The 11260-nt window shown below is 30.6% G+C and carries 6 protein-coding genes; 4 read left to right on the forward strand and 2 right to left on the reverse strand.

From position 1 onward, the window contains the following. On the forward strand, window positions 1-707 hold a 707-nt coding region (locus tag N4A40_08585; protein MCT4661902.1), incomplete at its 5' end, for an MFS transporter. On the opposite strand, the gene N4A40_08590 is transcribed toward N4A40_08585, so the two are convergent. Beyond that, the gene (locus N4A40_08590; GenBank protein ID MCT4661903.1) at window positions 698-1120 is read right to left on the reverse strand and encodes a hypothetical protein; all 423 of its coding nucleotides are present in this window, start codon (window positions 1118-1120) and stop codon (window positions 698-700) included. The genes N4A40_08585 and N4A40_08590 overlap by 10 nt on opposite strands. A 134-nt stretch (window positions 1121-1254) precedes the next feature. After that, the gene (locus N4A40_08595) at window positions 1255-1881 is read right to left on the reverse strand and encodes a GyrI-like domain-containing protein (GenBank protein MCT4661904.1); all 627 of its coding nucleotides are present in this window, start codon (window positions 1879-1881) and stop codon (window positions 1255-1257) included. A gap of 176 nt (window positions 1882-2057) precedes the next feature. On the opposite strand from N4A40_08595, the gene N4A40_08600 reads away from it, so the two are divergent. The 3 genes from N4A40_08600 to N4A40_08610 form a co-directional block, all read left to right on the forward strand. Further along, complete coding sequence (locus tag N4A40_08600; protein ID MCT4661905.1) at window positions 2058-4466, forward strand: UvrD-helicase domain-containing protein; 2409 nt, start codon at window positions 2058-2060, stop codon at window positions 4464-4466. A 242-nt stretch (window positions 4467-4708) separates the two neighbouring features. Beyond that, window positions 4709-9055, forward strand: coding sequence for a hypothetical protein (locus N4A40_08605; GenBank protein MCT4661906.1), 4347 nt, complete (start codon window positions 4709-4711; stop codon window positions 9053-9055). Window positions 9056-9243: 188 nt separating this feature from the next. Continuing rightward, the coding region (locus tag N4A40_08610; GenBank protein ID MCT4661907.1) for a hypothetical protein at window positions 9244-11260 on the forward strand (2017 nt) is incomplete at its 3' end.

Raw genomic sequence — 11260 nt, forward strand, 5'->3', positions numbered from 1 at the left:
TATCATTAGAAAATGCAATAATGATAGATGGACTTAGCTTTTTAGTTGCAGGAATTATGATACTAAGCATGAAATACAAGTCCGAATTCATAGCAAATAATATAAAAACTAGTTTCAAAGACAATGTAAAAGTAACACTTGATATACTAAAAGAAAATATATCACTGAAAACCATAATAGGCATGACACTCATAATGAGCTTTGCATTTGGATTGGTTCCAGCAATAATGCCAGGTTATGTAACTGATGTACTGGGATTTGATCCTGTATTTTATGGAGGCTCGCTTTCACTGATGACGCTTGGAGGACTAATAGGTTCTATACTCACACCTTGGCTAAAAAAGAGAACTGATGATGTAGGATTATTTATTTTGGGATATGTCATTTATGGAATTATCTACTTAGGATATTTCTTATTAGCATTTATGCCAAATATGATAATCCTTAGTTTGCTATTTATGATACAAGGAATATCAATGCCAATAATGGGCATTGGTTCGATATCGCTTCAGCAAAAGTTGATACAAAAGGATAAAATGGGCAGATTTTTTGGAACTATGGGAACTATACAGGCGAGTGCTGCGCTGATTGCTAGATTGTTTTCAGGTCTTGCAGGTGACTATATATCACCGAGTTTCATATTGGTATTTGCGTTTAGTATAATGATGTTGGGTAGTTTGTGGGGAAGACGACTTAATCACGCGTAGTTGGACTTGACATCTTCTAAAATATCTATATATTTTACCGCCTTGTTTTTTGGCAAAAATATTTTTATTCCGCAATGTGTTTTTTGCGATAAATAAGATGTTTCGGATAATCCTATAACGACATATTTTTTGTGAAGATAAACAAATAAATGTATTTGTTCACCATCTCCATTATTAGATAATATATGTCCTAATTTAACCCAATTTTCTTTATTATTTTCTGCTAAACTTACTGCTTTTTGTAATATTGAAATCAATATATCTATTTGACTTTTGTCCAAAGATACATCGCCATCTCCTCCATAAGTTTCTCCAATTCCAAGCAACAATTGATTTTGAGGGTGGAATAATCTAGTGTATATTTGTGCATGATTCAGGTTTTCTATATCTATTGAAATCATTTCAAAGTTCAAAAAATAATTCCTCCTTTAAAAAATTTAATTGTGACATCTTATGTAAGCTATCACAATTATAACACATGCAAAGATTATATCAATATACTTAGACTCTCCAACAAATTAATTGTAATTTGTTGGAGAGTTTTTGGCTATAATTTTTTAACTCTATATCGCAGAGTTGTCTTTAATTTTTCTGGAATGGTTTTTCTAGCATCGTTTAAGTATATCTCTCTATGTTTCATCGTTAGAATTTCCAAATTATGTTCTTCTATAAATAACTTCATTGCACTAAAACTTTCAGGCTCATTATCATACGATCCTAGATGGAGCATTTGAACTGAAAGACCATCGCACATTGTACTTAAGCGTACTTTATCTAAAAACTCGAGTGATTTTTTCTTTTTTTTAACAATAGATAGAGCTTTTTCAAATAGTTCTTGAGTTACAAAATCAGGCTGTCTAATCATCAAAGTGTATATAAGCTTTGACTTATCTAAAACATCATCAGATTTGCCATCATCGGAAATATCCCAAATGCCTTCAAGAGGATATACCGTGTATTCGAAGTAACCATCTGGAGTAAAACCACTTTTTGGCATCATTCTGATAGCATATGAAAGGGCATATAGTACCTCTATGTGTTTTGCAAATAGTTCACCATTAGGATCACCACTGCCATCTATCATGAAAAATTTTTGTTCAGGTAATTCAATTAAAGTTGGCTTTGATTTTGGTATGTATATATTTTTTTCAGCTTTTCTCCATTCATGTTTCATAGAAACCCCTCTTTTCTTATGGTATTTTGATTTACATTTATATGGTACCACTTTTAATAGGACAAATAACTGTCGCAATTGGGATATAATTTGTATTTATTGAATAATATCACTTGACAAAAACAATTAATTGATGTAAAAGAAAAGAAGTGAATATATACTAAAGAGGTGGAATGATGAGATTAAATCCGGAGCAGAGGAAAATTATACAAAGTGAGCCAAATGGACAGGTATTGATAAAAGGTGTGGCCGGTAGTGGTAAAACTACTGTGGCGGTTTATAAAATTCCTTTACTTATTAACAATTATTGTAGTGAGCACTCAGATGGAATATTGTTTGTAACCTATGCAAAAATGTTAGTAAACTATGTACAGCATATTTATGATTCAGTAAAAGACGAAGAATTGTATAAAAGTATACTTAAGGTAGATCCAGATAGAAAGATAGAAATAAAAGGTATAGATAGTTTGATATACGGTCTTTTTAAACAGCTAATGAAAAAAAGAGATATAAAAATAAAGACGTATGTGAATGAAAATGAGTATATCAAAAGAGCAATACACAAAGTTAGAGATGATTATCCAGATGAAAAGATACTAGATGATTTTACATTTATTAAGAGCGAATTAGATTGGATTAGAGCTTGTAGATATGACAACTGGGAGATATATTCAACTATTGCTCGCAAAGGTAGAACTACAAAAAAAGCGGGAGAAAATACATATAATTTGCACAAAGAATCCGATAGGCGTAAAGCTATATTTGAAATATTAATACATTACAATCAAATTATAGAGAAGGAAGGTGCATATGGTTTCAAAGATAAACCATTAGTTGTATTGAGCGCACTTGAAAGCGGAGAATTGAATCCAATAAAGTATACCCATATAGTAATAGATGAAAGTCAAGACTTATCTAGGGTGCAATTGGAAATAATAAAAAATATTTATGATGATACGAAGGATTATTCTAGCATATATTTTATAGCGGATACTGCTCAAAGTATATACGATCAATCGTGGTTATCATATAATTCATTCAAAAGTATCGGATTTTCAATGGCAGGAAGAGCTAAAGTATTGGATAAAAATTATCGGACGACATATGAAATTGCACAAGCTGCATATAGTTTGGTTGAAAAAGATTTAGATACAATAAGCAATGAAAATTATGTAAAGCCATCATCCATAAACAGGCATGGCGATTTCCCTATAGTTAAAGGCTTTTCTAGTGATGAAGATGAAAATAAATTTATATCAGATGCAATATACAAATTAGCCGAAAAGAATTCATATAGTGAGATATGTGTGGTTGCAAGAACGAAATCACAGCTGAAAAATATTGAGAATAGCTTTGCAGAAGCTAGAGTACCATGTGAGATAGTAGATAAAAAAGATCCAAATTTCAAATCAAATACAGTAAAACTTATGACTATGCATGCTGTTAAAGGACTTGAGTTTAAAATAATTTTTGTTTCTGGATTGAAAGATGGAATAGTACCATATAAAAGTAAAAGTAATGGAATAGATGAAGAATCAATGGAGAGAAGGCTATTGTATGTATCCATGACGAGAGCTAAGGAAAAATTATATATGACTTATTCAGGGCAGGAATCAAAGTTTATTAAAGACATAGATAGCGAATGGATAAAGAGTAAAGAAATAAGTATATTCGAGCGAGTAGACCATATTGGAATAAAAAATTTTAAATTTAGAGACAAAATATCAGATATATATGGTGAAGAGGAGATCGTTAGACAGTGGGCGATACAAGAACTACACTCAAAACTTGGGTACAAATATGAAGATATGAGCATAGAGTATAGGGTGCAGAATTTTTCAAAAACAGGTTATGCGGACGTAGCTATCAAAAAACACTGTTCTGATTCATTATGGATAATAGGTGAAATTAAATCAGAAAAGAAGCCGTTGATAGATGCGATAAAACAATTGAGAAGTTATATGAATGCAGAGGAAAATGTTCCATATGGATTTGCTACAAATGGTATAGAAACTAAAATGTATAAAAGAGAAGGGTCTGAAATTGTAGAGATAGAGGAACTCCCAAGATATAGAGAGAATGAAACATTCAATCAAAACAGAATTTACTTTGATTTATCAAATAAATCTGAAATAGAAATGAATTATGATGAATTAGGTAAATTATGCAAGTTGATGGTAAAAGGTGAAGAAATAGATGGTTTTACAACACAAAAAATAGAAGTATTGGGTGAAGTTGCAGCGGGATATTTGAAATCTGCTCAGCAAGAGTGGCAAGAATCGATAGAATTGCCTAGAAAATTCATAAAGTTGTATGAAAACTGCTTTTTGCTGAAAGTAAAAGGTGATTCTATGATAGACGTTGGCATAAGGCCAAAAGATTATGTATTAGTAAGAAAACAAGCAATTGCTGAGAATAGAGATATCGTAATAGGAGTAGTTAATGAAGAAGCTACTATGAAAAGATATGTGCCTATGGGCGAGAATATATTGTTGATGCCAGAAAACAAGAACTATGAACCTATAATGGTTAAGGCAGATGAACTTATTGTAAATGGAAAAGTAATTGGTGTTTTGAAAAATTAGATAAGTAAATTGAGTAATTGGTATAAACATTTTGATATTTAAATATAAGTCATAGCCTGAAAAAAATAGGTTATGACTTTTTTTGAAATCAAATCTGACAGCCTATGTTATATAAATGCGTTCACATATACATACAAATAATAAAATTAATTTCACACATCTAATTTACACACATAAAACAAGATAGTATAATTAATTGCAGGGAATTTTTAACATAATTAATGAATGGGGGATGTAAAGAGATGATAAGAAGAGATAAATTCAAGTTATCGATGTGGGTTTTGGCTATAATTTCTGTAGTGCTACTTGGAAATGTGGCTTTTGCAGAAGAGATGATACCGAGAGGTGTCATAAAGAGCGACTATGTAGTTGGAGACAAGAGCGGTGCGGAGCATGTGTATTATGGGGAAGTATGGGATTTTGATGATGATACTATTGAAACTAAAATGCAAGATGGCTTTTCAATGAGGAAAAATGAATTATTTATTTCAAATAAAGAGTTGATAGACTACTTGAGCGATTTGGATACGAGAAGAATCCTTGAAGATGATAGATACAAATTTTATCTAAAAGATGAGCTTCATGAAGGAGCAGAGTTGGTAGCTATAGAAAAGGTAGTAGGCGAGAAAGATTGTGGCATATACTATCTATCAGATAAGGTAGAAGACGAGTGGATATTTGGATATGGAGCGGAAGATTATGATGAATATGACTCGGATTTAAATAATGCGTATGAAAATTATTTTAGTTTAAAACTGGGTGATAAATTTTTAGAAGTATATTCAGACTACGATATGGATGATCTGTTTGAGGATTTAAGAAATACTCCGATGTACTTATTTATAGATGATGAAGGAAATATAGACGGTATTTTAAAATATTATAATAGTGCAAAGAAGGAAGATATTTATGAATATATGAGGAGGTTAGAAGAGAAGCCAGTAGTAGGTTCAAATTCTGTTATTATCTTAAATAAGAAATTTAGTGAATTTGAAATATCTGGTAACGATGCAAAGGTTGATTTTGACGATGAAACGGATGTAGAAATAAACTTAAATGATGCAGATATGGAACTAGATGGAGACAAAGAGTATATTGGAAGATTTTTAAAAGAGGATGAAAATTTAACTCTTTTATCTGCAAAAGAATATGTAAATCAGAATTCTAAAGAAGGTAAATTAAAGATCATAACTGAAAATTGCAAAAGAGTTGTTGTAGTAAGTTCAGTTGATTATGAAAATCATGAAGCAGAGGTCATTTGGGGGGAGGAAAGCTATCCTTTAGATGAAGAAGATTATAAGGTGAGTTTTGAGTATGGAGAAAACACATATGTCTTAAATGCAGATTATATGAAGGAGAAAGCCTTAGTAGATAATTGTGAAAATGTGACTCAAGAAAGTGTAAAAATAGAACCAGGTCAAATAATATACACAGATAATTATTATAGAAGAGATACTTATGGGTTATCTGAAAACACATCTGTAGTATTGAAAAAACCAGAGACATATATAATAAATTCAGGTGAAAATGAGATAAAGAAAGTATTTGGAGAAGGTTTTTCAGAAAAATACTACTTGAGAATAGATGAAGAGTTTATTGATTTAGAGGATTTAGAAAAAGTCATGGTATTAGAAGATGAGTCGTGGAAAGTATTTGACATGAAGAATGTTTTAAATACTTATGATTTAGAATCAGAATTTGAATGCATACTAGTGAGAGATCCTATTGAAAATAATAAAATTGTGAGTTTATTATTTAAAGATATTGAAAAAAAGAAGGATTATTCAAAAAGAGCAATCGGAGTGGTCGTTGATATTGAAGAGAGAAATGGTTTTACTGAATTGAGTTTGGATATTAGCGGAGATATAAAGAAGCTCAAATGCTATAAAGACAAGATAGATATATCGAATATCGAACTTGGCGATATGATATTAGCATACTATAATGACGAAGCTATGCTATCATATGAAAATTGTGACAGAGATAATATAGAGGAAAAAGTAGTATTTATTGAAGATGAAGGCTATTTAAAACTATTAGAATTTGACTATGAAGATTATGATGGAAAGAGGAAAGATTTTGTGGTTTTTGACGGAAAAACATTTGACGATATAAATGAGAATATAAAAAAGGGACATAGAGTCGCATATGTGAAAATATTGAATGATAATATTCTTCTCGACTACAAATTTATTGGCGACATAGACGAAGAAAAAATTTATAGGATACTTGATTATGATGAAAATAGTATAACATTTGGATTTGGAGCATCAATAGATGCATCCGATGAAGAGTTTACATCAGAACAGAGAGAAAAAATTGAACTAAGCGAAGTATTTAAAATAGAAAAGGGAATAGAGGATGTAAAAAATGTGAATGTTCTATTAGATGGAGATGGTAAAATAGCATTCATACATTGTAAAAGACCTGATTTTTCAAATTATTCTAGTTATTCTCCAAGTGGAAAAATGAAATTTTCATACAAATCAGTTGAATTGGCTATGATAGGAATAAATAGAATGGATGAGAGCTATGTAGAAGGAGAGATATCTGACTATGATAGCAGAAGATGCGTAGACTTTGAACAAAAATTTGAAAATCTAAAAATGTATAAGACCGATATATTTACTGATGGAAAACCTTTAGAATTAGATGTGAAAAATATGGATGAGCTTAGAGCAAATTATTCGCTAGAAGAGCTTGATTTAGTTGAAGATTATTTATATACAGGAAGTGAGCACTTGGCATTTTTTGAAGAAAACGACGGAAAAATAACTTCAATAGTATATCTAAACATTGTAGGAGATGGAGTAAAGGGTCATATTTCTGATGATGAACAATTTGTTGATGAAAACGATAGAGTATATGATATACCTTACAGATTCAAATATAATGATAGAACGTACTCAATACAAAGTTTATTGAAATCGTATAATAAAGATATCGAACTGAGATTACTAAAAATGGCTGGGGATAATGATTATTATGCTGAGGTGGCAAAAGCTAGTGTTAAAAGAGGCGATAAACAGACAGCTGTAGTTATAGTAAATTATATAGATGAAGAAGAGAAGTTTTGTCACTTCATAACAGCAGATGGAGAGGATTTAAAAGTATATGCAAATGAAACAGATGAAAAAATACTTCAAGATTTGTTTGACAATTTTCAAGAGGAAGACATAGTAAAGATAGATTACTATGGGGTTCTGAGAAATGGTGTAATATTAGAATCTGTAGAGCGTTTTTGCATTCCAGTAGATAGTGATTCTACTATGTATAAAGTAGTAAATATAGATGGTTTGGATATAACATTAGAGACAGGAGATTTTGAAATAAGTGATGATGAAGTTGAAATCAAAAATTTAGTGTCTAAGGTATACAAATCAGTAGAAGGTGCTGTCGTATTCGGAGAAGGTAAACCAGTGGATCTTTCAAGAGAAGATTTTGTAACTATCCACTTAAACGATGCAGGTAAAATAGATTTTGTGCATGTACTAGGGAAATATGAAATACTACAAATGGCTGATAAAAAAGATTTAGTTGGTGATTATCTAGTCGTAGCGACTCCAAGACTAGATAGTGATTTGAATTGGTATAATAAATGGAATGAGCTGAGAATAAAAAGTATAGCTAGCGGTGAAGAACAAGTTATAAAAAATAGAGAGTATTTCAATAGTGAAGGTTATTTAGGAAGAATAATAAATAATAGCTCATTTGATGGATATGGACAATTAGATTTATATGGAATAGAAGATGGTATGTTTGAAATGGGTTTTGTAGAATCTAGAAATGCAAAAGAGATAGTCATGTCAGAGCGTGGTAAATTTGAAATATCGGATGAGAATTTGATAAAGGTTTACTACAATGGGGAAGAAGTAAATTATTCTGAAATAGAAGATTTTGATTTAGATGACAAAATTCCTGAAATGTGTAGATTGACTGTTTATGAAGGTAAAGTAATATTTTTAGAAATATCTCAAATAACAGATCTCGGAATTGTATTTCATAATACAGAATCAGATGATTCAAAAGTATTGAAGTTAAATTCTGGAGAAACCTATAATCTAAAAATACATGAAGATGAAGATTATTTGTTTTTGGATTTAGAGGATTTAAGCGATACTGGTAATTCTAATTTTGCAGGATTTATTATGGATAAAGGCTTGTTACTTTACACCAAAGATGGAACAAGAATGGTGCTTAACGAAAAGGACTATAAATATATGAAAAGCCTAAAACCACTATTCGAATCATCAGACTCATCATTTGACGAATACGGTATAAAACTAGGCCAAGAGATGGATTCACTAGAATACGACGATACAAAAGTGAAAGAAATGGACAAAAATAGAGAGTTAGAAGATGGAGAATTCTGGATTATAGAATGTACTTCAGAGGCAAATAGTGAAAACATAAAAGCTGTAATTCTAGAAAACGATGAATCTAAGATAAAAACAGATATAAAATTAGCAGGAAACTATATAGTTGTGAGAGCAAAGGAACAACTAGAGAAAGATTCAGACTACTATATGACTATAGTACTAGAAGATGGAAGTGTGTATAAATCAAATTTGGGATGCGTTGAGGAGTAGAGCACGCTTGTAGCTAGTTTGAAATTTTAGCAAAAAATAATACGACTGAGTGTTTAAAGAATGTATAGTAAACAGATAGAGTAAATATATATGTAACTGAAGAGGGATTTGGGTGCAGAATTTCAGCTATGTTTAAATGGAATTTTGAACAAAGTCCCTTTTTAGTTTAATTAGGGGAGGAACAAACTATGATAAATAAATCTAAATTATTGATTTGCATCATTGCTATTGCAACCATACTTATATCTACAAGTAGTGGATTTGCAGATGATGACAGATCAATTGGTGATAAATACATATCAGAAAGATCTGAAACAAGTGATAAAGAAAGTCTAGAAAATAGTGTTATTGAAGATATCGCATATGCAGCAGAAAACTTTATACTTATAAGCGAAGCAGATTATAATGAAAACAAATTTAGCGGTATTCTAGGAATGCCCCAAAAACATGGTGCAGATACTGAGCTGATAGATGATTCCGAAATAAATTTAAATCAAGAATTTAACGTATTAGACGCTAAAGATATGAAAGGAAAAAAATTAGAAGATAGTTCAAAATTTATTAAAACAGAAAAGATGAAATTAGAGCCAGGTCAAGTAATATATACATCAAAGAGAAACGCTAAAAGTATAGGTGAAATAGATGAAAGGGCACATGTAGTTTTAAAAAATTTGAAAAAGTACCATATAAATAGTGGGGAAAATAGTATAGAGAATGTAAGTGGAAATGGACTATCTAGAAAATGTTATCTAGATATTGAAAATGAAAACAGGGTTTTATTAGAAGACATGGATATGGTCATGGTATTAGAAAGCGGAAGATGGAAAAGGTTTAAAATGGAAGATGTCATGGGAATATACGATATAGAATCAGAATTTGACTGTACTTTAGTAAGAGCACCTGATCAATTAGATCAAATAGTAAGTATATTATTTGAAAATCTTACTAGAAGACCTAAATACTCTAATAAAGCAGTTGGAATAGTAAAAAATATTGAGAGAAATAATGATGTTATAGAAGTTACTATAGATTCATATGGAGAGCAAAAGAATTTTAGGTGCTTAAAAGAAAAAATAGATGTATCAGATATGAAATTAGATGATTTAGCTTTAATATGCTACAAAGGTGATGAAATAAATGAATACAAAATTTTCGATGAAGATGAAATTGAAGAGAAAACATTTTTTATAAGAGGAAAGGGCGATTTAGAGCTTTTAGGATTTGCTAGTAACGATAATTTTGGTATTGGCGATAGCGTTAGAGTCCTTGATGAAAAAATGTTTATAGACATAAGAGAACATCTTGAAAAGGGCCAAAATATAGTTGTGGGCAAAGTATTAGATGATATATTACTATCTAAATACGAATTTATTGGCGGAATGGATGAGAAGAAAGTTTATAAAATACTAGAATACGATGAAAATAGTATAATAGTTGGGTTTGGAGCAGAGATTGATGCAGAGAATGAAGATTTCAGAGAGGAGCAAAAAGAGCGTTTAGAATTTAGTGAATCATTCGAGCTTCCTCAAATAGTAGACAAATATAGCGTTGTAAATTTGATGTTAGATGAAAGCAATAAATTAGAGTTTTTACATGCCAAGAGGGATGTAGAATACTGTGATGTGACAGCATATTCTAGTGTATCTCCAACTGGGAATAAACATTACTCACAGGCTTCTTTTAGAATGGGAATTTTGAAATCGCACAAATTGACCGATGAAAGATTTGATGGGATTATTGAATATAGAGATAAAATGCTTAGAAATATGAAAATGAGTCAAAATAGAAGCGATATAAAAGTATATCAACTAGATGTAGATACAAAGGGAAAACCGTTAGAACTAGATGTTAAAAGCATGCAAGAGCTTAAAAAATTATATGATTTAAAAGAAATTACTATTTCAGATAAGGATCCTCACGACAATAGCGATTGCCCTGCATTTTTTGAGATAGAAAACAGCGAGTTAAAATCAATAGTATATATCAACCCGATAGGTGATAGGTTGAGAGGACGATTTGAAGAGGACGACTTTGTAACAAATGATAATGTAAAATATGAAGTAAATAATTTGGTTGTTTGTGATAATAACAATCGAGTAATGTACTATTTACTAGAAGTATACAAAAATGAATTCGGTGTAGATTTAGTAAAAATTGATGGTTTTCGGGACTATTTTGTATTTATAAAAGATAAGACACATATAA

It is taken from the genome of Tissierellales bacterium (assembly GCA_025210965.1).
Taxonomy (GTDB): domain Bacteria; phylum Bacillota; class Clostridia; order Tissierellales; family JAOAQY01; genus JAOAQY01.

Bases quoted from the DNA above. Each gene is read 5' to 3' on its own strand.
- N4A40_08595 (MCT4661904.1), bottom strand. From the start codon at position 1,881: ATGAAACATGAATGGAGAAAAGCTGAAAAAAATATATACATACCAAAA.
- N4A40_08605 (MCT4661906.1), top strand. From the start codon at position 4,709: ATGATAAGAAGAGATAAATTCAAGTTATCGATGTGGGTTTTGGCTATA.
- N4A40_08600 (MCT4661905.1), top strand. From the start codon at position 2,058: ATGAGATTAAATCCGGAGCAGAGGAAAATTATACAAAGTGAGCCAAAT.